Source organism: Aquibacillus sediminis (assembly GCF_005870085.1).
Taxonomy (GTDB): Bacteria; Bacillota; Bacilli; order Bacillales; family Amphibacillaceae; genus Aquibacillus_E; species Aquibacillus_E sediminis.
In genome coordinates this window covers 23327-46765 of the sequence record NZ_SZNM01000011.1, presented here as the reverse complement: position 1 = coordinate 46765, position 23439 = coordinate 23327, and the positions used below count along the sequence as shown (strand labels likewise).

The window sequence follows — 23439 nt, the reverse complement described above, 5'->3', positions numbered from 1 at the left end:
GAAGGGAGGATATAATGGGATATTATGATGGGCATCATAAACCTCCTAAAAAAAATAGTTGGGTATATTCGACTGTTTTAGGGGTGGTGATTGGTGCGTGTTTGTTTATGTTTGCACTGCCAACATTATCTGATCTTAATTTATTGCCTTATAATGTGAATAGCCAGGATCAAGAAATTGCTAACCAAAGCACGGATCGTGACGTAGATTTTAATAATAATTTACAAAATCTAAATGTGAATATAACAACTCAAATAACGGATGTGGTGGAAAAAGTGGCCCCTTCCGTCGTTGGCGTTGTCAATATTCAATCACAATCAGATCTATGGGAACAAGCGGATAGTGAGGCTGGAACAGGTTCTGGTGTTATTTATAAAGTAGAGGATGGGCGTGCATTTGTCGTTAGTAATCACCATGTCATACAAGGGGCAGACCAAATCGAAGTTGTATTATCAGATGAAACACGAGTTGATGCAGAGTTAAAAGGCAGCGATTTATTTACCGATCTTGCTGTTTTAGAAATGGATAGTACCTATGTCGATCATGTTATTGATATTGGCCATTCTGAAAATATTAGGGTCGGTGAACCTGCAATAGCGATTGGAAGTCCATTAGGATTACATCTATCAGGCTCTGTAACACAAGGAATTATTAGTGGAAAGCAACGAGCGATTCCACAAGACTTTGATCAAGATGGACGTGCAGATTGGCAAGCAGAAGTCATTCAAACCGATGCTGCGATTAATCCTGGAAATAGTGGTGGTGCTCTTATAAATATGAGTGGACAGTTAATTGGTATTAATTCTATGAAGATTGCGCAAGATGCTGTAGAAGGCATAGGTTTTGCTATTCCAATTGATGATGCACTGCCAGTAATTAACCAACTTGAAACAAAGGGACAGATGACACGTGCTTACCTAGGTGTGGAAGCTTATTCATTGGAGGATATTTCTCAAGTGGAATGGCGTCAGAGTTTACAATTGCCAAGGGATATTGAAGAAGGTATCTATGTTCGTAGTATCGAACCAGGTTCACCAGCAGCGGAAGCTAATTTAGAACCTTATGATGTCATAACACACTTAGATGGAGAAAAAATGAATAATATTGTAGATTTACGAAAGCACTTGTATCAAGTGAAACAAGTAGGGGAAGATATGGTTATTACATTTTATCGAGAAGGAAGTAAACAGGAAGTAACAGTTAATTTAGCTTCGCAACAATATTAGAAGGTAAAATAAAGATTGAAGTCTGTGTTAGTGAACAAGACTTCAATCTTTTTAATGTGGAAAAAAACTAGTATTTATCCAAAATTATACACATGCTGTGGATAAAACTGAGGATAACTAACTGTATTTTGTAGCGAACAAATATTCTTATACAAAATGCAGAATCTGGATTGTTAATATGTGGATAAAATTGTGGAAAAGTTGTTTGTATGTAATAAGATAGTGTGGATATTGCTTTTATATGACATTTGTGGAAGGGTATGTGGATAAGTGTTAAAAGACGTGTTTGTTATCTCAAGGGGAGATCACTTTATGATATTTACAACAGTAAAAACTCAAGATATTTCAGGAAATGCTGCATTTATTATTTCACATACAAGAAATGGAGTTAGGTAAAGACTGTCCTAACAGTAATAAGGTGGACAGCCTTTTGCTTTTAACGACAACTTTGAGAAGGGTAATTGGGATAGTTGTTAGTATATATAGAATAATACGTAGACAATTTTAATAGTGGTAAATATGAAAACAAGGTTGTTTATGCACGTTGTTTTAAGGTAACTAGTAGTAAAGTTAACATAACAATATCTAATCTTGCTTCAAAAGCAAATGTCAATATGCCTTGGTTAAACAGTATTGGCATCTTGGAAAGTAATATTGCAACGATCATGATAATGACTAAACTTATCGCAGCCTGCTTGACATATAGGTTAAATAAAATGAGACTTGCAGCGATTATTTCAACAGTAGCAACAATTAGGACAGTAACTTGTGGAAAAGGAAGCCCTAGATTTGCAAAAATGGTAACAAAGTTAGGCGATACCCACTTTAAAATACCTGCAGCAAGAAAAACATAGGCAATTAAATAGTGAATAATGGGAAAAACACGGTTAGTAACCAAAATATAACTCCTCCTATCGATCTGTTTTATCCCGGTGACACCCACTTCAAAACACCAAATGAGACTCAGATGCTGAAGTGGGAGTTAACCTTCGCTAACCCCGATTGATCAAGGGCTTGCGGGTCTCACCTTGTGGAACTAACACTCAATGGAGCAAGTGCAAAAACCCCCACTGAGTGAAGTTTCATTTATATATACCTATGCTTGTAACAGGACAACCTATTCCATAAGCTTCTAAAAAAATGGTAAAAAGACTAATTTAATTTAGTAGCCAACTTCAACGGAAGCATTGACTATATACATTAAATCATTTTTATCTTGTTTGTCTTCAAGTACGATGCCGCTGGATGTTGCCATTCCACCATCCATAATTTCAAGTGTCACTGTTCCATAAGGAATTTCCTTTTTTACTTCTTCATGGTTGAGTTTATCTTTATCTGCCGGTACAGCTAATTTCACATGTACTTTCATATTATGCAAGGACTGTTCAGGCAATATGTCCTTAATACCGGGCATTGAGTTGTAATGAATCGCATTTTCTACAGCTCGTACGGCAGCCTTGGTAATATTTTGACCATGAACATCAATTCCAGTTCCTGTTTCAACAAAGATAATATTATTCAAATGGATCACTCCTTTTACATATACTCCAATTCTAGATTAGAGGAAATAGGTGTCGAAATCAATTAGGAGAAAAAAAGCTTTTTTGATACACTATAAAAAAACGAATAGAAAGGATAAACTATGAAAATCACAGTCATTGCAGTCGGAAAATTGAAGGAGAAATATTTAAAACAAGGGATACAAGAGTATTTAAAACGGTTAGGAGCTTATGCAAAGGTGAACGTTGTTGAAGTTCCAGATGAAAAAGCACCTGAAAATATTAGTGAAGCAGAGATGGAAGAGGTAAAACGAAAAGAAGGGGACAAGATTTTGACAAAAATCGATCCAGATAGCTATGTTATTTCCTTGGAAATAACTGGAGAGCAACTAACTTCTGAAAAGTTTGCCGAAAAATTAGATGATTTGACGACACATGGAAAAAGTAAGTTTGTTTTTGTTATTGGTGGATCACTTGGATTAAGTAAAGAAGTCGAGCGTCGTAGTAATTATGCATTATCCTTCTCTAAAATGACTTTCCCTCACCAGGTAATGCGGTTAGTTTTATTAGAACAAATTTATCGAGCATTTCGGATTAATCGAGGGGAACCGTATCATAAATAATGGGCAATATATAAATAACCAGTATAGATTAAGAAAGCATGGTAAGTTGACGATGCTTTCTTTTGTTATATTTAAGTAAATTCACTTGAATTATAAAGGAAAGAAACTTCGCTGGGGCACTAACTTAGTTTACTTTGCAGCAACCGCGTACACCTGATGTAGTCATGCAGATAAAACTAGTTAAAAAGTTACTGAATAAAATCAGATAACAATAACTGTAGTGCTTACGTTTAATCCAAATACTCTTTAGGTTTCTGTTTATGTTTCCTATTTTTAATTTCATTAAATATGTCATCTGAACCAGTTGTTTGATTTTTTGTGGCTTCAGTTTCCGTAGGGAGATTAGATAGATTTAATTCAATTAATGATTTCAACATATTAATATCTTCTTTAGTTGCGTAATTTTTGTCGGGTTTTAGCATATACCCTAACTGACCGTTTGATTCTATTGTAGCCCATTGTAAATCACTAATACTTTGAATGTTTTGTTGTCTTAACCTTACCTCAAGCATATCGACTGTTAACCGAAGCTTTTTTAAATTACTTTCAATAATTTGGCCATCCTCGACCACTAAAAGTGATTTTCCATAAATAAGAGTTTCAATAGTATCTGATTTTATAACGATATACTCAATAAAAAGAAGTGTAATTACCATTAAAAATGTAATTGCCATAGTAATCCAAATGTTTCTGTCGCCAACAGGTTGAATGATTAATGAACCAACAGCTATCATCATAACCGTTTGAGCAACTGTAAGCTGTGAAATTGACTTTCTTCCAGCTAGACGCAAAATAAGTACTCCTCCAAGAACAACAATGATAGCTTTCCATATGAAGTGTAAATCCAAAAACATTCACCCCTTTATACATATACTTATGTTGACACTTTCACATTTTATTATTTTAGCCATGTAAAAGATGTGGCATATCTACTTGTTATTGTGAATAAAAACCTTCACTTTATTCTCTATATTATGAAAAGACTTATTCATTTGTTTGATAGGGAGTGAGTCTGTAAAAGCGGCATTAAGGTTTTTATGGTAATATAAGGGAATTTTGCTTTTATGATAGAAAATGATAAACTTATTTTTATTAATATATAAGAATAAAAATTAATTAAAGGGTGATCATGAATGTCCTTCTCTTATAAAAGTAACGATAATGTTGTTCAATCTATTGATACAGAAGACAATTTTCCAATTAGTTTTGAGAAAATAGAAACTGCAGCAAAACAGGCTATGTCTAAATCTGCTTTTAGCTATATCGCTTCTGGTGCAGGTGGTGAGGAGACGGCAAAAAAAAATACGGATGCGTTTAAGAACTATTCCATTGTTCCGAGATTATTAAATGATGTGTCCAATTTGAATACTAGTATCACTATGTTTGGACACACATATCCCACGCCACTATTGCTGGCACCAGTTGGAGTTTTAAAGTTAGCTGACGAACAGGGAGATTTAGCTGTTGCTCGAGCGGCAGCAAAATATGATGTGCCGTATATACAAAGTACTGTTTCGAGTTATTCTATTGAAGATGTAGCCCAAGCTACAAGTGGTAGTTCGAAATGGTTTCAATTATATTGGTGCAACCATGAGGAAATTTCTTTTAACATGGTGAAACGAGCAGAAGAAGCAGGTTATGAAGCAATTGTATTAACAATCGATACGATTACACTAGGTTACAGAGAAAAAGACTTGCATCATCGTTTTTCGCCTTTAGCACTAGGCTATGGTCAGGGAAACTTTGAGTCAGATCGTGAATTCCTATCATCATTATCTGAAATTAATTCACACACTATCCTTCAAGGTATTATCGATAATATTAATTATCCAGCTTTAAATTGGAAGCACGTTAAAAAGTTGAAAGAGAGTACGTCATTGCCAATCATCCTAAAAGGGGTGTTACATCCGGAAGATGCTCTTCAAGCTATTGAATATGGGATTGATGGAGTGATCGTCTCCAATCACGGTGGGAGGCAATTAGATGGTGTTATTTCTAGCATCGATGCCCTACCTGATATTGTAAAGGTTGTCGATAGCCAAGTTCCTGTACTATTTGATAGTGGGATTCGGAGGGGGATTGATGCCATAAAGGCGCTAGCTCTTGGGGCTGATGCTGTCTTGATTGGCCGACCATACGTTTATAGCCTAGCTGTAGGTGGCGAAGAAGGGGTAGAACAATTTTTAGCTAACTTTCTTCAAGACCTCCAAACCTCTATGATGTTGTCCGGTGTTAAGAATGTAAAAGAATTGTGTCAATTGAATATGGTAGGTGTGTAGGATGGATCATTCTTTGATAAAAACCATAAATGACCATGTACATGGATTCTAATTCTAGCAAATGCTTCATAAAATTTAGCTATAGGCAATGCTATTCCCGTTCCAATTTAGCTTAGTTCAAGTGAAAGAATATAGGTGCTTACATGTTTTTATATGCTTAAATTCAGACTAAATCTTTAATTTTGTTTAGTGAACTCAATATTAGGAATTTATATAGAGATATGTTGGTAAAGGTGTATTGTTTAAAAGGGAATAAGTGTAGTGTATTGGCTGAATTGCACTAGTAGATATTTAAACTCCCACTTTCATATATTAGTAATTTATAAAAAATTCTGATAAACTGTATTTAGATAATTAATTAGAAAATGGTGAATACAATTAGACCGCTCCCTTTAGAAATGAGATTAAGTGGGAGTGACAATGTTCATTTGAAATCTTAGGAGATAAGGATGGGGAAAAATGAGCAACAGACATACTGAAACAGACGTTATCTTAATTGGTGCTGGAATCATGAGCGCAACTTTAGGATCACTTCTAAAGGAATTGGCGCCTGATTGGGAAATTACAGTGTTTGATAAGCTCGAAAAACCAGGGGAAGAAAGTTCAAACGAGTGGAACAATGCGGGTACTGGACATGCTGCATTGTGTGAGCTTAATTACACAACTGAAAAGCCAGATGGTTCGATTGATATAAGTAAAGCAATAAAAATTAATGAGCAATTCCAAGTTTCAAAGCAATTTTGGTCCTATCTCGTCAATAAAAATTTACTTCCTGACCCTCAAAATTTCATTATGCCACTACCTCATATGAGCTTAGTGCAAGGGGAACAAAACGTTAACTTTTTAAAAAAACGGTTTGAAGCGCTTTCAGATAATCCCCTTTTTAAAGGTATGCAATTTTCTGATGATTCAACAAAACTAAAGGAATGGATACCGCTTATTATGAATGATCGCAATTCAAATGAACCTATTGCGGCAACGAAAATAGATTCTGGTACGGATGTGAATTTTGGTGCCTTAACACGTATGTTATTTGATCACCTTTCCAATCAAAATGTTAATATTAACTATCGACATAATGTAAATGATATTAATCGTACAAGTGATGGTGCTTGGGAAGTAAAAGTGCATGATATAGAAAGTGGAAAAATTGAATACCATACTGCGAAGTTTGTCTTTATCGGAGGTGGAGGTGGAAGCCTACACTTATTACAAAAGTCAGGTATCCCTGAAGGAAAACATATAGGTGGGTTTCCTGTAAGCGGATTATTTATGGTTTGTAATAATCCAGATGTTGTCAAGCAACATCACGCAAAGGTATACGGTAAAGCCAAGGTTGGTGCACCACCAATGTCTGTTCCGCATCTTGATACAAGATTTATAGATAATAAAAGATCACTATTATTTGGACCGTTTGCTGGTTTTTCACCTAAATTTTTAAAAACAGGTTCTATGTTTGACTTGGTTACTTCAGTAAAATCGGATAATTTACTTACCATGTTGGCGGCAGGTGCAAAGAATATGCCGTTGACCAAATATTTAATCCAGCAAGTATTGCAGTCAAAAGAAAAACGTATGGAAGAATTACGTGAATTTATTCCAAATGCAAAAAGTGAGGACTGGGATTTAGTTGTTGCTGGTCAACGTGTACAGGTGATCAAAGATACGGAATCTGGTGGAAAAGGAACACTTCAATTTGGTACAGAAGTGGTTAGTGCTGAGGATGGTTCGATTGCAGCGTTACTTGGTGCATCCCCAGGTGCGTCAACCGCTGTCAATGTTATGCTCGAAGTCTTTTCAAAATGTTTCCCAGAATATCTTGAAGAATGGGAACCGAAGTTAAAAGAAATGATTCCATCCTATGGTAAGTCACTAATGGAACATCCAAATCTTATTAAGGAAATTCACGCTTCAACAGCACAAGCACTTCGTTTAAACGAGGAACAGCAACTAACTGTTTCCTAAAATATATTTTATAATAAAGCAGTGACAACATATTGTCACTGCTTTTGTATTTTTTATACGTAAAGGGAAGGATATGGCTTGTCTTTATTAGTAGGTAAGACTACTATGAGAATAGAAAGGTAGTGATCTATGTATGAATCCACGAAAAAAATCCTCGGAATTGGTTACCCTAGAAATGCTAAACCATCGAATGCCGCTCTCCCCTGATGAAAAGAAACGCTTGGCAAAGTTAGAAAAAGGCTACCAAGGAGAAAAGAAGTTTGATGGAATGCTAGAAACGCTAGGTCAACAAGCTATTATATTAACTGATTTATTACTAGAAACAAACAACACCAAGTTTCAAATTGATTCAATAGTAATCTTGCAAAATATGCTTTATCTTTTTGAGGTTAAGAATTACGAAGGTGACTTTTATGTAGAAGAAGACAGATGGTTCACGATGTCAAAAAGAGAAATTAGTTCCCCTATAGAACAAGTGAACCGAAGTAACCTCCTCCTACGACAATTACTCCAACAACACGGTCTTCATTTTCAAATTAAACCTTACCTATTATTTGTTAACGATGCTTTCACACTGTATCAAGCACCCAAAGACCCTACTATCGTTTTTCCAACCCAACTCAGTCGTTTCTTAGAAAATATGCGTCATGAACCAGCGACTTTAGGCGCAAGGCATAAAAAGGTTGCCAACAAATTATTATCACTCCGAACTAAAGAAAACCCTTGTAATATTGAGTATACGTATGATCAGTTGAAAAAGGGAATTGTGTGCGCGGAGTGTGGTGGGTTTATAACTCATACCTATTTCAATACATTGATGTGTAGTGAATGTAACCATGTAGAACTTATGGATAAAGCCATTAGTCGCAGTGTAGAAGAGTTTTTGCACCTTTTTCCTATGAAAAAAATAACGTTACCAACTGTATATGAATGGTGCGGACAGCTGTTATCAAAAAAGAAAATTAGAGAGGTATTAGGTAAACATTATTATTTAATTAGAGAGGGACGAGCTTCACACTATGTAAGAAAAGAATAAAAGCTTAACTAACATGCCTGAATTAAGGTGAAAAGTCAAAACCGGTAAACGAAAAGGGAGGAAAAGTGCCCTGGATTAAGGTGAAGAGTTAAAACCGGTAAACGAAAAGGGAGGAAACGTGCCTTGGATTAAGTTGAATAGTCAAAACCGGTAAACGAAAAAGGAAGAAACGTGCCCTGGATTAAGGTGAAGAGTTAAAACCGGTAAACGAAAAGGGAGGAAACGTACCCTGGATTAGGTAGAATAGTCAAAACCGGTAAACGAAAAGGGAGGAAACGTGCCTTGGATTAAGTTGAATAGTCAAAACCAGTAAACGAAAATGGATGCTCGCCCTTTACTTTTACCAATAAGGTAGAGTGATATCCAATTACCTGAGTATTAACCACCAGATTAGCCACAATCAGTTAATTAAGAAGATATTACAAATGAAAAATATACTCTCAAAACCTACTAAAGTAAGTAAAAATTTTTAACAATATTAACACTATATTACGCTTTGATTAAAAATTTCTAAATTTATAGACATCTTCCTTAAACATGGTAAAATTTAAAGTAAGCATACAACATGGGCATTTATTGTTAAGTAATGGATAAAGGGAGATCTATATGAAAATTTGGATTAGAAAAATATTTGTTGTTCTGATCGCATGTATGACCTTGGGACTTTATATTCCATCCATTCCAATTGAAACAGATGCAGATAGCAAAGAAGTAGATACATCAAAAGCAGATGCGAATAATGATTTCCTTAATAAAGATCAGCAGATACATGCGAAACAGTTTGAAGTAAGTGAACCAGAAATTGATAACGATTACTTAGTGAATGCATTATCGGAAAAGGCCAAAGAACAGGCATATTCAAAATTAGGTCCAAGAATAGCGGAGAGAGTGGAAGTTGATTTTATGAATGATATTCTCCCTAATTTAGAAGAAGCATTACAAATAGTTTTAAAGGATGCTGGAGAAGAAAAAGTACCTTATTTTGAAATTACGGAGGAACCACAACAAGGTTATGGAGAGAGAATTTTCAATATTTACGATTACCGAACAAATGAAGATATTGCTAGATTTCATGTAAGAAGAGATAATCGCCCATTAGAGGGATATTGGTTTAATTTCCACTATCATCTAAGTAAAGATCAGTTTGAAGAGCATCATGAAATTGGAGAAATTTATTGGGATAAAAACACCCCCCCAAAATGGATGTCTTAATTACATAAAAAGCCACGATGTTTGTATAACATCGTGGCTTTTTAATTTTAAAGTGCTTGGGCTTCTGTAGGTCTTATATCTTCTTTAGGTCGACGCGACTGAATAAACCAGAGAGTCCCAATTAGTATAATACCAATAACATCAATCATTTTGTTAGGGGTAATTAACATGATACCAGAGAAAAAGAATACGAGTCTTTCCCATACCAGTGATGTTCTAGAGAAGTACCCCATTAACGAACTACTAATTGCCATCATTCCTAATAAAGCTGTCACAATTGCAATAGCAAGTGTAAGAATTGTATAATCCCCTGTTAATACTAGGATTGGATTGAAGACAAATGTATAAGGAATAATGAACGCTGCAATGGCAAGTTTAATCGCTGTTAACCCTGCTTTAAATGGGTTCGCTCCTGCTATACCTGCACCAGCATAAGCTGCTAAACAAACAGGTGGTGTGATATCTGCGACAATACCAAAGTAAAAAACAAATAAATGTACAGGGATTATTTCTAAACCAAATCCATTTATTAAGGCAGGTGCAGCAACGGTTGCTGTTACAACATAGTTAGCAGTTGTTGGTAATCCCATGCCGAGTATAATACATGCAATCATAGTTAAAAATAATGCTAATGGTAGGATGTTATTTGATAAAGCGATAATACCAGAAGCAAATTTTCCACCAAGGCCTGTCATGCCCACAACCCCAACAATAATACCAGCAGTTGATACTGCTGCAATTACTGGTAAAGCAGTTCTTGCCCCTTGTTCTAATACAAATAAGATTTTTTTGAACGACATTCTTGTTTCTTTATTAATCATAGTAATGACAAATGCAACAACAATACCATAAATGGCAGCCCGTTGAGCGGTTAATCCTGAGAATAACGTCACGATAATGACTAATAAAGGAAGTAACATGTATCCTCTTTTTTTCAATAACTCTTTTGCATTGGGTAGTAAGTGTTTTGCAACACCGTGGATCCCTTGTTTCTTTGCTTCAAAGTGTGTACCCATAAAAATCCCAGCAAAATATAAGATAGATGGAATTAAGGCTGCTAACATAATCGTTTGATAGGTTGTACCTGTATATTCAATCATAATGAAGGCTGCTGCACCCATAATTGGAGGCATTAACTGTCCCCCTGTAGAGGCGGAGGCTTCTGCTGCAGCAGCAAATTCTGGTCTGAATCGTGCTTTTTTCATCATTGGGATCGTAAAAGACCCTGATGCAACGGTATTGGCAATGGAACTACCTGATACCATCCCTTGAAGCGCACTTGCGGTTACAGCTGCTTTAGCTGTTCCACCAGTAAAACGACCGGTAAGTCCGTAGGCTAAATCATTAAAAAACTTACCGATCCCAGAATGTACTAACAACACTCCAAATAATAAGAAGAGATAAATAAACTTAGAGGAAACTTGAACTGGTATACCAAATACACTATTTTCTCTAAACCATAAATCTGTAAATACTTTTTCAAATGAAAAACCTGCATGAGATAAAATTTGTGAAGGAATTAAATTTCCATATAGTGCGTAGCCAATAGCAACGGCTCCAACGATAACAATAGGTACACCCACACATCTCCTTGTAGCCTCTAGTAGGAGAAGCACGCCTAGGATGGAAACGATAATATCCAAGGATTCATAACCGTGGATACGTGCTTGTAATATTTCGTCAAACTGAAAAATTTTGTAGTAGCCGACAAAAATAGCAGTAAAGGCAAGGATGACATCATACCAAGGTACGCCGTTAACGTGAAGTCCTTTCTTGGCTGGATATAATAGATAGATCAGCCCTAATGCAGTACCAACATGGACCGCCCCTTGAATTTGGGATTGCATGGTGCCGAAATAACCGGTATATAAATGAAATAGTGTTAAATAAATACCGATAAAAGAAACAATCCATGTCCATTTACCGAGCTTCTTTCGATACGAACTTTCTTTATCATATTTTTCTAATAGTTCTTCTTTGTTTGATTTGTGTATGTCTTCACGTTCAATCTTTGAATGAGTAGTTGACTTTGTTTGCTTAGTCAATCCATTCACCACCTTCAATCTAAATTATTTTAAAAAGAGGAGGCCATCCCATTATGTGCTGGTTGAAAGTAAAACCATAGCTTAAGGGATAGCCTCCCATCAATGAATATCTTTATTAAAAATATGGCCAAGGTTTAATGGTTTATCGCTTCAGCCACATTCAGCTCTAGCGCTAAAGATGTAGCGGAACTTCCCTCACCTTTTTATGATAAGTCAACTATTTGTTCCCAGACAGTCTTCTCATCTAGCTCAGTCCAACTCGTACGTCCAACCTTAGCGCCCCAAGCCTTTGTTCGTTACTTTAAGTCTGCTAAGCTATCAATCTCAGTTGATTCACGTGTAATGATTTGCATTACTTCAGGATAAATATGACCAATGAAGGCAAAGTTCTCAACAGGAGAACCGTCAAAATCAGCTTCTCCATTGTAAGCATTCTGTGCTGGTACGTGTACAGACATGCCTAAATCATAATTTCCCGCACCTATTTCAGCTAGGTTTTCAACGGAAGCACCAGTTTCTGTAGCAGTTACACTAACACCATCGATATACTCAGACCATAGATTGGCCATTTCTCCACCTAGTGGATAGTAAGTACCACCAGCACTACCTGTTCCAAGAACAAAGTCACTATCGCGGTCATCTTCGGTTGCACTCACATCTGCAACTTCATTATCGACTGTTAATCCCTGTTCTTCATAGTATTTTTTTGCACCTGGGTGGATCGGTAGTCCCTCTGAACCACTAAGTGCATTCTCAAGAGTCATATGATCGGATTGTGCATGAGTATTTTCTTCTGCATATTCTACTGATACTCGAGCAAGCTCATATGCGAGAGCTTCATCTATTGTATCGGTATTACCAACAAGAACTGCATACGCTGTTACGGTTTGAACATCTTCCTCTTGGAAATCATAGGTTCCAGCTGGAATTGTGTATTCCATGTAACCAGAATTTTGTTCTACGTAAGCAACTTCCTCATCTGTAAGACTAACAAGCTCTGCATCTCCTGATGTTGCTTGTAAGTCATTAACACTACCTGATGGTAATCCTAATAATCCAAAGGAAACATCGATGTTTCCATCCTGTAATTTATCTTTAGCATCTCCAAAACCTTCTTGATAAGCTTGATAGTCCTCGTCTGTAAGATCTGCAGCATCAAGTATAATTTGAGTGGCAGCTTGTGTTCCACTACCAGCAGGCCCAATCGCAACTTTAGCATTGTCCCCACCACATGCACTTAATACAAGCGCTATAATGGTAATAAAAAGCAATGTAACAAGTTTCTTCATAAAACCATTCTCCCCTCTTATTGTTAAAATATGGTTAGTGGCTATGTACGATGACAATAACCATGGAAAATAAAGCTGAATGTACAAGAAAATTTTGTCCACTACCCCACGATGGATATATTATCACAAAAAATAAACATAGGGAACTGGTTTGGATAAAAAAATAAATTTTGGAATTATTTTCAAAATCTAATGCTGGGGAAAATTATAGTAAGTCAATGTATATATACAATAACTGAAGAAAAAACAGTTTTTATTGTTGGAGTAACTATCCATTGAGGAGCAAGTGAATGGTATAATCATCATATATGTCCATACAATAAAAATAAGTAAATATATATAATCAATGTCCTTCATTAATGTTGCAAATATCCTTGTTTTTATGTCAATATCTATATATATGTAAGTTTTAATTTGTGCAAGATAAATAAGGAGATACAAAATGGATAACAAGGCAGTTATTTTAGGTAGTAATTATTATATAGGATTAAGTGCAATTCGTTGCTTAGGGGCTCATGGTATTCATACGGTGGCGGTGGATTATTCTGCAGAAAATACGTATGGAGCTAAGTCTAAGTATTGCTCTGAACGAGCCATTGCACCACATTACAGTGAAGAGACAGAAGAATTCATACAATTTTTAAAGAATTATGCAAGAAGTCAAGCGGTTCCTCCTGTTCTTATACCTTGTCATGATTCATATGTGGAAGTAATGGATCAGTATTTAGATGAATTGAAAGAATATTATTTAATTCCGCAGATGGAACAGGGTTTATATACAAAATTAATGAATAAAGATACTCTACATCAATTGGCAACAGAGATGGGGGTAGCAGTTCCTGAAACAGTTAGGGTAGGCGAAGACAATTTCATGGAGAAAATTGAAACAAATATTAAGTATCCGTGTATTGTAAAGCCAGTGGATTCTCCATCGTTTGTAGCCACTTTTAGAAAGAAAATATTTAAAGTATATAATCAAAAGGAATTAGAGGAAGCACTCGAAAAGGCTAAGAATGCGAACTTAGAGGTGTTTGTACAACGAATCATTCCTGGTTTTGATGATCATATGTATACCTTTGATGCTTATTTGAACCAAGATTCAAAAGTGACGCATTGGACTACTTGTCAGAAGTATCGCCAATACCCAATTAATTTTGGCGCTTCAGTATATACAGTTCAGAAATATGTACCTGAATTATATGAAATTGGTGCAACTTTTCTAGAGAAACTTCAGTATAAAGGGTTTGCTGAAATTGAATTTAAAAAAGATGCCGAAACTGGGCAGTTTTACTTAATTGAAATAAATGTAAGGATTACGAACTTTAATAGTATGTTACAGAAACTAGGGTTAAATTTCCCTTATATTACATACCAAGAGCTAACTGGATCTGCTGTTGAACCGAAGGCGATCGCAGAGGATAGAAATTTGGCTTTTTGGTACGGTTATGAAGACCTACTGGCAATTAAGGATTATAAGAGAACCAAACAGTTGTCCTTAAGGAAGGTTATTGTTTCCTTGTTTAAACCAAAAGCATATGCAATTTGGAGTGCACAGGACCCCAAGCCCGCATTTTCCTTTGTTAAAATGCTTATAAGTAAATTGTTTAAGAAAGTCCACCATTCATAAAGGGGGAAAAGTGATGAAGTTAAGTGACCTCTTACAATCAATTGAAGTTCTAGAAAGTATTAATGAAATAGACCATTTAGCAGTTAACGGTGTTTCTTATCATTCACAAAAAGTGTCGGAAGGAGACATTTTTGTATGTATTAAAGGTTATAAAACAGATGGGCATAAGTATTTATTAAATGCAGTTGGAAATGGCGCGAAGGTAGCTGTCGTGGAAGAGTTCCAAAAGGAAATTGATATACCACAGTATCGAGTGGAAAACAGCAGGATTGCATTGGCTCAGTTAGGTGCAACAATATATAATCATCCATCTAGTAAACTTAATATGATAGGGATTACTGCTACAAATGGTAAAACAACAACTTCCTATATGACGAATGCTATCTTGGAAAATCAAGGGCTTAAAACGGGGTTAATTGGAACGGTGAATATTAAAATTGGTGAAATGGCTATTCCATCAGAGCTTACAACACCTGAATCTTTAGATTTACAGTACTATTTGAAACAAATGGTGGACCAAGATATAACCCATGTCAGTATGGAAGTATCATCAGCGGCACTAGAAACACATCGAGTTGAAAGTGTGAACTATGATATTGTTACGTTTAATAATATAAGCAGAGAACATATCGATTCTCACGGTACATTTGAACAATACTTTGAAGCGAAGTCTAGATTGATTCGCCATGCTAGTCCGACTAGTCTAGCTGTTCTAAACTTGGATGATGAATATTCCGCTTCACTCGTTGACCAGACACAAGCACAGGTTATTACTTTTGGTGTTAAAAGCAAGCAAGGACATATTCATTGTAAGAATTTAGACTTATCCTCGGGTAGGGGGAAATTTACAGTTGAAATCTTAAAACCTTTTAAAGCAAATGGAATTGAATTTTCACCAAGTGAATTTGATGTGCAATTAAATGTCCCTGGCTTACACTCTGTTTATAATTCAATGGTCGCGATTACTGTTGCATTGTTAAGTGGTGTTTCCATCGGTACGATTCAAGAAACACTTAAAACATTCGCTGGTGTAGAAAGACGGTTTGAATTTATATTTGAAGATGATATTAAGATCATTGATGATCATTTTGCTAACCCCGGAAACATTAATGTGACACTAGAAACACTAAAGTTTATGGATTTTGAACAGTTGCATCTAGTCTATGCGATTAGAGGTGAAAGAGGCCCTACAGTGAATCGAGAAAATGCAGAAGCTATAGCGGAGTGGGCATCTAAACTAAATGTAAAGGAAATTACAGCTACTAAGAGTGTTTCACATGTAACAGAAAAGGATAAGGTGACAGACGAAGAGGCAAACGTTTTTATGGAAGTGATGTCTAAAGCAAATATAAAAGTTCATTTATATGATGAACTACCTGAAGCTACTTCCTATGCATTAGACCATGCAAAAGACGGTGACCTTGTGTTATTGGCCGGTTGTCAAGGAATGGATCACGGTGCAAAAGTAACAATCAACCAGTTAATTGAACGTAAGCCAGAGCTTCTTAACTCGAAGCTAACTCCTATAAGGTAAGTGGGTATTTTCTTTCAAGGCAGGATTTACGAAACCATAATTTTTAGTAAAAGTAGGTAGAAAAATGGAAAAGAATAGTTTAGGTGTAATTGGTGGAATGGGACCTAAAGCTACGTCTGTTTTTTTTGACAAGGTAATCGATTATACCGATGCAGACAAAGACCAAGATCATATTAATATGGTCATTCTTAATCACGCAACATTACCTGATCGAACGAAGGTGATATTGAATGGGGAAGAAACACAATTTTTAGATGAGATTAAAAGTGATATAAACTTATTAGAGTCAGCAGGTGTAGCGAATATCGCAATTCCGTGCAATACATCCCATTACTTCTATGATCAAATGCAAACACTAACGACAATCCCCATAATAAATATGGTTGATGAAACAGTGCGATATATTGCAGAAACATTTGGGATTAATAGCAAAGTTGGTATTTTAGCTACGAATGGAACAATTCGGACGAGGATTTATGAACGAGCTTGTAACAACCACCAACTAAACTTACATGTACCTGATGATCAGTTACAAAACCAAATAATGGGCATTATTTATAATGATATAAAAAGCGGTACCGGTGTTAATATTACAGTTATTGAGGAAATTATTAATCATCTTATTTCAAAAGAAGCATGTGATTGTGTGATTTTAGCATGTACGGAGTTTTCGGTGGTTTCGTTAAGCGAACAAGTAAATAAATATTGTGTGGATGCGATGAACATTCTTGTACAAGAGTCGATCCGTCGTTCTGTTTAGAAAAAAGGATCATTTTTTTCGAAGTAATAATGGATAAGCCTTATGAATAAAGTGTAAGGCAAGGAGGGATAGGATGACTTCTAATAAAATGGAAAAGTTTGAGACTTTTTTATTAGACTCATTTGCAGATGGGATCCAGTATAGAGAGTTGCGCTTATCTAAACAAGAAGTCCATTATGTAAAAGGACTATTCCCAGACGCCAAAGTGGAACCTAGTCAAACTAGTACATCTGCTGATGGGAAGAAATGGTACGAGGTCAGGTTAACTCGGTTTAAGGAAAACAGTGATGATCTAGTGATTTCCAGTCATATTAAAGCGATCCAGAAAGAAAATTTGAAATTAAAACAAGAGCTTAGTGATTTGAGAAAGGCTATGTCTTTATCATCATCTAATAACTGATCTACGTATTCATACCCCTCTTGAAAATCCGGTTACTTAAAAAGACAGAAAGACTGATGGTGTAAACTCTCTAAAGTGGCTTGTGCTCCCACATGTGTGTAGAGATGTTTATATCAACCAGTCTTTTTTTTCTTTTTACGGACTTTGTCTCTTAGACCTTACTTCAATATAGGCTTGAGCATGTGAAACTAGCCTTTTCTGAGCATACGTTATGTTATTCCCTAATCGTGTACATTACAGTCAGAACATTCCGCTCTGTGCATATGATTAAATCTAAATCGGATGCTAGTCAGAAACCCCCTACGTGTATTTTTTTGTATGATCTTATGAGCAGTGTATTTATCATTTAATTGAATTATAGTAACATAGGGATAGTTATGAATTTAAATAATGAAGTTATATTAAACGCGAAATTATATAAAGTAGGTGGAGAAATGGATCAAAAAGAGATTGAAGTTTTGCAATTGTTGGAAAATAACGGGCGATTAGAGACGGATGCAATTGCTAAGATGATAAATTTAAGTGTCGAGGAGACGGAGAAACTCATTTATAAATTAGAAGAAGAAGGTGCAATTCTTGGTTACTCCACTGTCATTAACTGGTCAAAGGTGCTTGAATATGAAGGTGTGACGGCAATGATTGATGTCAAAGTAACCCCTGTAAGAGGATTAGGTTTTGATAAATTAGCAGAAAGAATGTACCGCTTTCCAGAGGTGAAAGCAGTTTATTTAATGTCTGGTGCCTATGATTTATCTGTATCTGTAGAAGGAAAAACAATGATGGAAATTAGTCGGTTTGTTTCGGAGAAGCTTTCTACATTGGATAATGTCCTTTCAACTACAACCCATTTTGTTTTGAAAAAATATAAACATGATGGTGTAATTTTTGATGACGATGACGATGATAAAAGAATTGTGGTGTCACCATGATCGATCAATCAACTAGTTTCTTATCAGATAATGTTGTCAATCTAAAGCCATCTGGAATTAGACGTTTTTTTGATTTAGCTTCTGCTATGGATAATGTTATTTCATTAGGTGTTGGGGAACCAGATTTTGTCACACCTTGGAATGTGATAGAAGCAAGCTTCCACTCATTGGAGCAGGGGTATACAGCATATACAGCAAATGCTGGTTTGTATGAATTGCGTCAGAAGATTCATGAGTATTTGAAAACAAATTTCACACTTGATTATCAACCAGAAGATCAGATCCTTGTTACGGTTGGTGCGAGCCAAGCGATTGATCTAGCTTTACGATCTGTTGTGAATCCTGGTGATGAGGTAATTGTGGTGGAACCAAGTTTTGTTGCTTATGCGCCAATTGTTTCATTAGCTGGTGGTGTACCGGTTACGATTGATACAAATCCCGATGATGAATTCAAGTTACAGCCTCAACAAATTGAAGCGGCTATCACACCAAAAACAAAGGCTATTATTCTGTGTAGCCCGAATAATCCTACTGGTACAGTTTTAAATAAACAAGAGCTAGCAGAAATTGCCACGGTGATTGAGAAATATAATCTACTTGCTATTTCAGATGAAATTTATGCTGAGTTAACGTATGATGAGCCATTCACTAGTTTTGCCTCGATGGAAGGTATGAAAGAAAGAACAATCTTAATCTCTGGGTTCTCTAAGGCTTTTGCAATGACAGGCTGGCGTTTAGGCTATGCAGCTGGTCCTTCATCGATTATTAGTGCTATGACCAAAATTCATCAATACGCGATGATGAGTGCGCCAACGATGGCGCAGCATGGTGCGTTAGAGGCATTAACCAATGGACAGAAAAGCGTAGAAAAAATGAAAACAAGTTATCGTCAACGGAGAAACTTTGTTGTTCATGCACTTACTGAAATGGGGCTTGATTGTCATCTGCCTGGTGGAGCATTTTATGTATTTCCTTCGATTAAAAAGACAGGGTTAACGTCAGAGGAATTTGCTGAGCAACTTCTAAAGAAACAACATGTTGCGGTCGTTCCAGGGAATGTTTTTGGTGAAAGTGGGGAAGGGTATATTCGTTGTTCTTATGCATCCTCTTTAAAGCAATTAGACGAAGCAATGAAACGAATGAAACGGTTTATCGCAGATTTGGATTAACGGTTTAATTGCTGAGCATGTGCCAATTTAATAAATATTTCCCAAGCAATTGAAGGATAAGTATGATCGTCTAGTTCTAAATTACTGAAAAATGAAAAGAGAAAGTAAGTTTCGAGCTTTGTAGCAACTTTAAAAGCAGGAAGTCTTTTCATTATTGGACAAAAGAATGTGGTGCTGACACTCAGTGTGGAAAAGCAAATCCCCACACTGAGTAAAAATTCATTTTAGAAGGATTTAGAAAAAACTTATATAAAAAAAGCCGCCAAAAGGCGGTTTTTAAGTAAATTGATAGTTCACTTCATCGTATTTTCTACTGTACTTAATATGAAAATTGTAGCCATCAAAATACCATTGATCGGAGTTTTCAACAAAAAAGGTAACACCTGATGCTTCCGTTTGTAAGGACGGATCTTGAGGCTTGCTTATTGCAATTCCTAATGAAAATCCTTTATGAATTCCACCGAATCCACCGTAACGAACGAAAAAGCGAACGCAATCTCCTTGTTGTAAATCCAATTCATCTATATACCATTTGGCTGCAGGTTGTGTGATGGACATGTTCATTTTACAAACCCCCCTTGTTACTATACCAAAAAAGGGGAGTTATAACATAGCATGCTCTAAAATTTAAAAGACTTAATGGTAAAGTTTCGGTATGTATATGCCTTCCGTCTGTTTCTGTGATACATGTAGTTGATGCTGATCATTAATGGAGGCGAAAAATACATCATTCAAGTTTTTAATTCCTTTATCAGCTAGTTGTTGGTGTAACCATGTTTCATTAATAGCCAAATCATTCATGACATCGCGATATAATTTTCCTTCCACAATGATTGGTAGCGCAATGCTGGAGGGTTGTTTCCTTATTGCCATATCTTCTCTAGTAATCGCGTTTTTCTCTGTTTTTTTATAAACACTAATCGATCCATTTGCTTCAATAATAGCAATATCAACATCGTTCAGATCAAACACATCTTTTTGTCGTAGCATTTGAAGGACATTATCAATGGAGTACCGTATTTTTTTTAAATTATGATTAAGTATTTTTCCGTCTTTCACCACAATGGTTGGCTCGAATGTAATTAGTCGACCAATTTTTCTGTTTGATATTTTCCATTTAGCCATTAAACGTTGAAAGATACCCAGTGCAACAATGGTAGTTGCTGTTGGAATATGTTTGATATTAGGATCGGCAATATCAGCGCCAACAACTGCTCCAATTGTCAATACAATTAAAAAGTCAAACACAGGTAATTCCCCGATAGCTCGTTTTCCCATAAAAAGTGTCACAAATAATAGTAACGGAATAATTGTAGCAATTCTGCCCATAACCAACAGGCAATCTTTAACAGTTTCTAACATTGGAGTTCACCCTAGTATTTTTTCAATTCATAATTAGCTATACTTATGTATTTGCTTATCATCCTCATCCAACTGTTCTAAGGAAACATTTACTTCATTGTGTGGTTGATCAATTGGAAAAACTGTTGCAGTTTGGTTGTACTCATCAATATGTTGAATGTAGATTGGCTGCCCATCATAAGTAACATTGACCATAATTGGAAAATCAACAATTTCCCTAGCGCGCTGTGGATCCATGTCAACTGCCCCCTATATAGAAAAATGTAACCATAGTATTTACTAAAGAGGGAAAACTTATTCAAAAAGAAGACTCCCCTTTATAATTGGGAAGCCTGCATACATTTTATTTCAGTGATAACGTATTGAACGTTTCCTCGGTTTGATACATGCCAACATACTTGTATAAATGGTTTTTCACTTTATTGTTATCCAGTGTAAATAACCCAATATTATTATCTGTAATCACATTTGCATGACTAGATGTCATTAGAAATTGAATCGTTTCTCGCCATTGAAAATCTGAAGGACATGGGTTGGATGCATTTTCAATTACTAGGTTACCGGGACGGTCACAATAACGATCGATGGTTTCGCCTTTTAAAGAATTAATTCGTGCAATTTGTTTAATTAGAAAACCCCAAACACCTGTGAAACTCGTGTTATTCATTGGACTACTGGTAAATTGATAAATGTCCATTTGTTTTCCACTTGGAAATTCAACCGTTGAAGTGGCAGAAGATGCATAGTGTACATCACCAGATAAAATAAAACAGTGACTCGGATCCCATTTTGCTATCCATTGGTGAAACTCATTAAATGCTTCACCGTTATATTTCCAAGCCTCAAAATCTAGTAAAGTCTCTACAGAAACCCCAACCGTTCGTAGTGGATAAACATAATCGTGTAAACTGGATTCAATTAAGTCAATACCGTATAAAGGTGTGGGGGATACAACGATTAGAGGGTGGCCACTTTGCCAATCACTTTTCATTAAGTGTTCTGATAGTCGTTGCCAGCCATTACTACTTATTAATTTAGGGCTATGGACATTTTCTTTAATGAACGTACCAATTGTGGTCGGTTTTGGTAAGGCTATATATTGCCTCATCGTACGTGTATCAAGAAACATGGCCTTTGGTTCTGTTGGTGCGATAAAAAACCATGCATCGTAATCCCATAACAAGTTCACCATTTGCTGATAATTCGTTGATTTAATCTGCCAGAATTCAAAGTAAGAGGAAAGGCTGTTTTTAAACCCAAGAGAAAAACGATCGGGATCATTGCCCCAACCTTGAAATGCCCAATAAGCAGCTAACCCATTGGCAACGACATGCCTACCTAATGGAGAATTCCAAACATCTCTTTTCCATTCAGCAGTAAGATTCCAATCATCTGTGATATCATGGTCGTCAAAAATCATATAGGTTGGTGTGTTCGCCAGCGCACGACGCACATGGAATAATGTTTGTTGAAATGCATGTAAACGTTGAAGTTGGTCAATATAGCGATTTCGGTATTGTTCAAACTCTTTTTCTCGCTCCTTGGCAAAACAAGGTTGGTCAGGATAAACAAAATAATACTCATTATTTTTAATTCGTTGTTCAAACGGGTCAAATACACCATATGCTTTTGCTAAATCCCATAATTGTGGCCCTAAAACAAGTAAATACATGACGGCATATTCGCCAAATTGTATTAAGTGGTTATTAGGATTTGTTGAAGTGAATTTCGCGAAATGTCGCATGATAAATTGCCGACCATTGATCTGTTGAAGGGATGTATGAAAAGGATCTAGCTCAAGTCGTGAATCTAATTTCTCTAATGCCTCTGTTTCTCCCATTAATTCTTTACTTAAGTCCTGAATGAAACGGATTAATGGGTCTGCAACATCATCTGCATAAATTTGATCCCCAACTAGAAATAGTGCACTAGGCCTCTTCGTCAAATCTGTATGATGGTCTTCGCTTACTAAGTCTGCATTAACTAAAGCGTCATTTCCTTTACTGTGAGGTTTTCGGCAGGAGCCATACATAATGTTGGCGCAATCGCTATTATTTATATAAAAAGTAGGATATTTTAAATCACCATAAACAATCGCGTGTGGGTTTTGGACGGACAGTAACCCAAAGCTCTCTAAATCAAGTGTTTGACGTCCGTTATCAAAAGTTAAGTTATAACCGAGCAGTTCATTTATAGGAAAACTGTTTTGGTTAGGTGTTAGTTTGATTAAGTGAATAAATAACTTTTTTCCTAATTTCATTGTTTCTGTGTTTGTCTGTATGGAAATAGGCTCATAAATTGATTCATGGGCGGAAGATTGTTTTACTTGGAATAATTCAGCATTAACATCAAATTGTTGGCTAGTTGCTATCCAAATATAGATCTGTGAAGTTTCCACCCGTCGTAAAATTGGTCCAGACAAAATGGTAGGGACATGCATGTGCAAAACACCCCCAGATAAATGAGTTCTTTATACTATATTCT

21 protein-coding genes are annotated in these 23439 nt (G+C 36.0%); 12 read left to right on the top strand and 9 right to left on the bottom strand.

Annotated features, from left to right (window positions below; translation table 11 throughout):
- Window positions 1–14: 14 nt before the first annotated feature.
- Window positions 15–1226: a S1C family serine protease gene (locus FCI53_RS11890; RefSeq protein WP_138419116.1), complete on the top strand. Its 1212-nt coding sequence runs from the start codon at window positions 15–17 to the stop codon at window positions 1224–1226.
- Between the two features lie 535 nt (window positions 1227–1761).
- Here the strand turns inward: FCI53_RS11890 and FCI53_RS11885 are convergent.
- Together FCI53_RS11885 and FCI53_RS11880 are read right to left on the bottom strand one after the other, a co-directional pair.
- The gene (locus FCI53_RS11885; protein WP_138419114.1) at window positions 1762–2124 is read right to left on the bottom strand and encodes a DoxX family protein; all 363 of its coding nucleotides are present in this window, start codon (window positions 2122–2124) and stop codon (window positions 1762–1764) included.
- A gap of 264 nt (window positions 2125–2388) precedes the next feature.
- Window positions 2389–2748, bottom strand: a complete 360-nt coding sequence (locus tag FCI53_RS11880) for a Lin0512 family protein (protein ID WP_138419112.1) — start codon at window positions 2746–2748, stop codon at window positions 2389–2391.
- A gap of 120 nt (window positions 2749–2868) precedes the next feature.
- Here FCI53_RS11880 and rlmH point away from each other — a divergent pair, with 120 nt between their 5' ends.
- The gene (rlmH, locus tag FCI53_RS11875) at window positions 2869–3348 is read left to right on the top strand and encodes a 23S rRNA (pseudouridine(1915)-N(3))-methyltransferase RlmH (RefSeq protein ID WP_138419110.1); all 480 of its coding nucleotides are present in this window, start codon (window positions 2869–2871) and stop codon (window positions 3346–3348) included.
- A gap of 230 nt (window positions 3349–3578) precedes the next feature.
- Here rlmH and FCI53_RS11870 read toward each other — a convergent pair whose 3' ends face one another.
- Complete coding sequence (locus FCI53_RS11870) at window positions 3579–4202, bottom strand: DUF421 domain-containing protein (protein WP_246050090.1); 624 nt, start codon at window positions 4200–4202, stop codon at window positions 3579–3581.
- A 279-nt stretch (window positions 4203–4481) separates the two neighbouring features.
- Between FCI53_RS11870 and FCI53_RS11865 the strand changes: the two genes are divergently transcribed.
- The 4 genes from FCI53_RS11865 to FCI53_RS11850 all read left to right on the top strand — a co-directional run bounded on the left by FCI53_RS11865 (window position 4482) and on the right by FCI53_RS11850 (window position 9840).
- On the top strand, window positions 4482–5627 hold the full coding sequence (locus tag FCI53_RS11865) for an alpha-hydroxy-acid oxidizing protein (protein ID WP_138419106.1): 1146 nt from the start codon (window positions 4482–4484) through the stop codon (window positions 5625–5627).
- A 459-nt stretch (window positions 5628–6086) separates the two neighbouring features.
- Window positions 6087–7592 (top strand): malate:quinone oxidoreductase, encoded by a 1506-nt coding sequence (locus FCI53_RS11860; RefSeq protein WP_138419104.1) that lies wholly within the window; start codon window positions 6087–6089, stop codon window positions 7590–7592.
- A 133-nt stretch (window positions 7593–7725) separates the two neighbouring features.
- Window positions 7726–8628 carry a nuclease-related domain-containing protein gene (locus FCI53_RS11855; RefSeq protein WP_138419102.1) on the top strand — a complete coding sequence of 301 codons (903 nt, stop codon included), beginning with the start codon at window positions 7726–7728 and terminating at the stop codon, window positions 8626–8628.
- Window positions 8629–9234: 606 nt separating this feature from the next.
- Complete coding sequence (locus tag FCI53_RS11850) at window positions 9235–9840, top strand: YpjP family protein (RefSeq protein WP_138419101.1); 606 nt, start codon at window positions 9235–9237, stop codon at window positions 9838–9840.
- A gap of 47 nt (window positions 9841–9887) precedes the next feature.
- Here the strand turns inward: FCI53_RS11850 and FCI53_RS11845 are convergent, their stop codons facing one another.
- The gene (locus tag FCI53_RS11845) at window positions 9888–11885 is read right to left on the bottom strand and encodes a TRAP transporter permease (protein ID WP_246050089.1); all 1998 of its coding nucleotides are present in this window, start codon (window positions 11883–11885) and stop codon (window positions 9888–9890) included.
- Window positions 11886–12181: 296 nt separating this feature from the next.
- The gene (locus FCI53_RS11840) at window positions 12182–13174 is read right to left on the bottom strand and encodes a TAXI family TRAP transporter solute-binding subunit (protein ID WP_138419099.1); all 993 of its coding nucleotides are present in this window, start codon (window positions 13172–13174) and stop codon (window positions 12182–12184) included.
- Between the two features lie 442 nt (window positions 13175–13616).
- Here FCI53_RS11840 and FCI53_RS11835 point away from each other — a divergent pair, with 442 nt between their 5' ends.
- From FCI53_RS11835 to FCI53_RS11810, 6 genes are all read left to right on the top strand, one after another.
- Window positions 13617–14801, top strand: coding sequence for a carboxylate--amine ligase (locus FCI53_RS11835; protein WP_138419097.1), 1185 nt, complete (start codon window positions 13617–13619; stop codon window positions 14799–14801).
- Between the two features lie 13 nt (window positions 14802–14814).
- On the top strand, window positions 14815–16335 hold the full coding sequence (locus tag FCI53_RS11830; protein WP_171038156.1) for a Mur ligase family protein: 1521 nt from the start codon (window positions 14815–14817) through the stop codon (window positions 16333–16335).
- A 64-nt stretch (window positions 16336–16399) separates the two neighbouring features.
- Complete coding sequence (cuyB, locus tag FCI53_RS11825) at window positions 16400–17095, top strand: cysteate racemase (protein WP_138419093.1); 696 nt, start codon at window positions 16400–16402, stop codon at window positions 17093–17095.
- 73 nt (window positions 17096–17168) lie between these two features.
- Window positions 17169–17495 (top strand): hypothetical protein, encoded by a 327-nt coding sequence (locus FCI53_RS11820; RefSeq protein WP_138419091.1) that lies wholly within the window; start codon window positions 17169–17171, stop codon window positions 17493–17495.
- Between the two features lie 434 nt (window positions 17496–17929).
- A complete protein-coding gene (locus tag FCI53_RS11815; protein ID WP_138419234.1) occupies window positions 17930–18424 on the top strand; it encodes an Lrp/AsnC family transcriptional regulator in 495 nt (164 codons plus the stop codon).
- Window positions 18421–19593: an aminotransferase gene (locus FCI53_RS11810; protein WP_138419089.1), complete on the top strand. Its 1173-nt coding sequence runs from the start codon at window positions 18421–18423 to the stop codon at window positions 19591–19593. The genes FCI53_RS11815 and FCI53_RS11810 overlap by 4 nt, the downstream gene beginning before the upstream one ends.
- Before the next feature lie 276 nt (window positions 19594–19869).
- Here the strand turns inward: FCI53_RS11810 and FCI53_RS11805 are convergent, their stop codons facing one another.
- The 4 genes from FCI53_RS11805 to FCI53_RS11790 form a co-directional block, all read right to left on the bottom strand.
- Entirely contained in the window at window positions 19870–20157 is a 288-nt protein-coding gene (locus FCI53_RS11805) for a HesB/YadR/YfhF family protein (RefSeq protein WP_138419087.1), read from the bottom strand.
- Window positions 20158–20229: 72 nt separating this feature from the next.
- Entirely contained in the window at window positions 20230–20955 is a 726-nt protein-coding gene (locus FCI53_RS11800; protein ID WP_138419085.1) for a DUF421 domain-containing protein, read from the bottom strand.
- A gap of 33 nt (window positions 20956–20988) precedes the next feature.
- On the bottom strand, window positions 20989–21192 hold the full coding sequence (locus FCI53_RS11795) for an H-type small acid-soluble spore protein (protein WP_138419083.1): 204 nt from the start codon (window positions 21190–21192) through the stop codon (window positions 20989–20991).
- A 106-nt stretch (window positions 21193–21298) separates the two neighbouring features.
- Window positions 21299–23395, bottom strand: a complete 2097-nt coding sequence (locus tag FCI53_RS11790; RefSeq protein WP_138419081.1) for a metallophosphoesterase family protein — start codon at window positions 23393–23395, stop codon at window positions 21299–21301.
- Window positions 23396–23439 lie beyond the last annotated feature (44 nt).

Bases quoted from the DNA above. Each gene is read 5' to 3' on its own strand.
- FCI53_RS11810 (WP_138419089.1), top strand. From the start codon at position 18,421: ATGATCGATCAATCAACTAGTTTCTTATCAGATAATGTTGTCAATCTA.
- FCI53_RS11790 (WP_138419081.1), bottom strand. From the start codon at position 23,395: ATGCATGTCCCTACCATTTTGTCTGGACCAATTTTACGACGGGTGGAA.
- FCI53_RS11805 (WP_138419087.1), bottom strand. From the start codon at position 20,157: ATGAACATGTCCATCACACAACCTGCAGCCAAATGGTATATAGATGAA.
- FCI53_RS11815 (WP_138419234.1), top strand. From the start codon at position 17,930: ATGGATCAAAAAGAGATTGAAGTTTTGCAATTGTTGGAAAATAACGGG.
- FCI53_RS11860 (WP_138419104.1), top strand. From the start codon at position 6,087: ATGAGCAACAGACATACTGAAACAGACGTTATCTTAATTGGTGCTGGA.
- FCI53_RS11820 (WP_138419091.1), top strand. From the start codon at position 17,169: ATGACTTCTAATAAAATGGAAAAGTTTGAGACTTTTTTATTAGACTCA.
- FCI53_RS11865 (WP_138419106.1), top strand. From the start codon at position 4,482: ATGTCCTTCTCTTATAAAAGTAACGATAATGTTGTTCAATCTATTGAT.
- FCI53_RS11840 (WP_138419099.1), bottom strand. From the start codon at position 13,174: ATGAAGAAACTTGTTACATTGCTTTTTATTACCATTATAGCGCTTGTA.
- FCI53_RS11800 (WP_138419085.1), bottom strand. From the start codon at position 20,955: ATGTTAGAAACTGTTAAAGATTGCCTGTTGGTTATGGGCAGAATTGCT.
- FCI53_RS11850 (WP_138419101.1), top strand. From the start codon at position 9,235: ATGAAAATTTGGATTAGAAAAATATTTGTTGTTCTGATCGCATGTATG.
- cuyB (WP_138419093.1), top strand. From the start codon at position 16,400: ATGGAAAAGAATAGTTTAGGTGTAATTGGTGGAATGGGACCTAAAGCT.
- rlmH (WP_138419110.1), top strand. From the start codon at position 2,869: ATGAAAATCACAGTCATTGCAGTCGGAAAATTGAAGGAGAAATATTTA.
- FCI53_RS11835 (WP_138419097.1), top strand. From the start codon at position 13,617: ATGGATAACAAGGCAGTTATTTTAGGTAGTAATTATTATATAGGATTA.
- FCI53_RS11830 (WP_171038156.1), top strand. From the start codon at position 14,815: ATGAAGTTAAGTGACCTCTTACAATCAATTGAAGTTCTAGAAAGTATT.
- FCI53_RS11870 (WP_246050090.1), bottom strand. From the start codon at position 4,202: ATGTTTTTGGATTTACACTTCATATGGAAAGCTATCATTGTTGTTCTT.
- FCI53_RS11795 (WP_138419083.1), bottom strand. From the start codon at position 21,192: ATGGATCCACAGCGCGCTAGGGAAATTGTTGATTTTCCAATTATGGTC.
- FCI53_RS11855 (WP_138419102.1), top strand. From the start codon at position 7,726: ATGAATCCACGAAAAAAATCCTCGGAATTGGTTACCCTAGAAATGCTA.
- FCI53_RS11890 (WP_138419116.1), top strand. From the start codon at position 15: ATGGGATATTATGATGGGCATCATAAACCTCCTAAAAAAAATAGTTGG.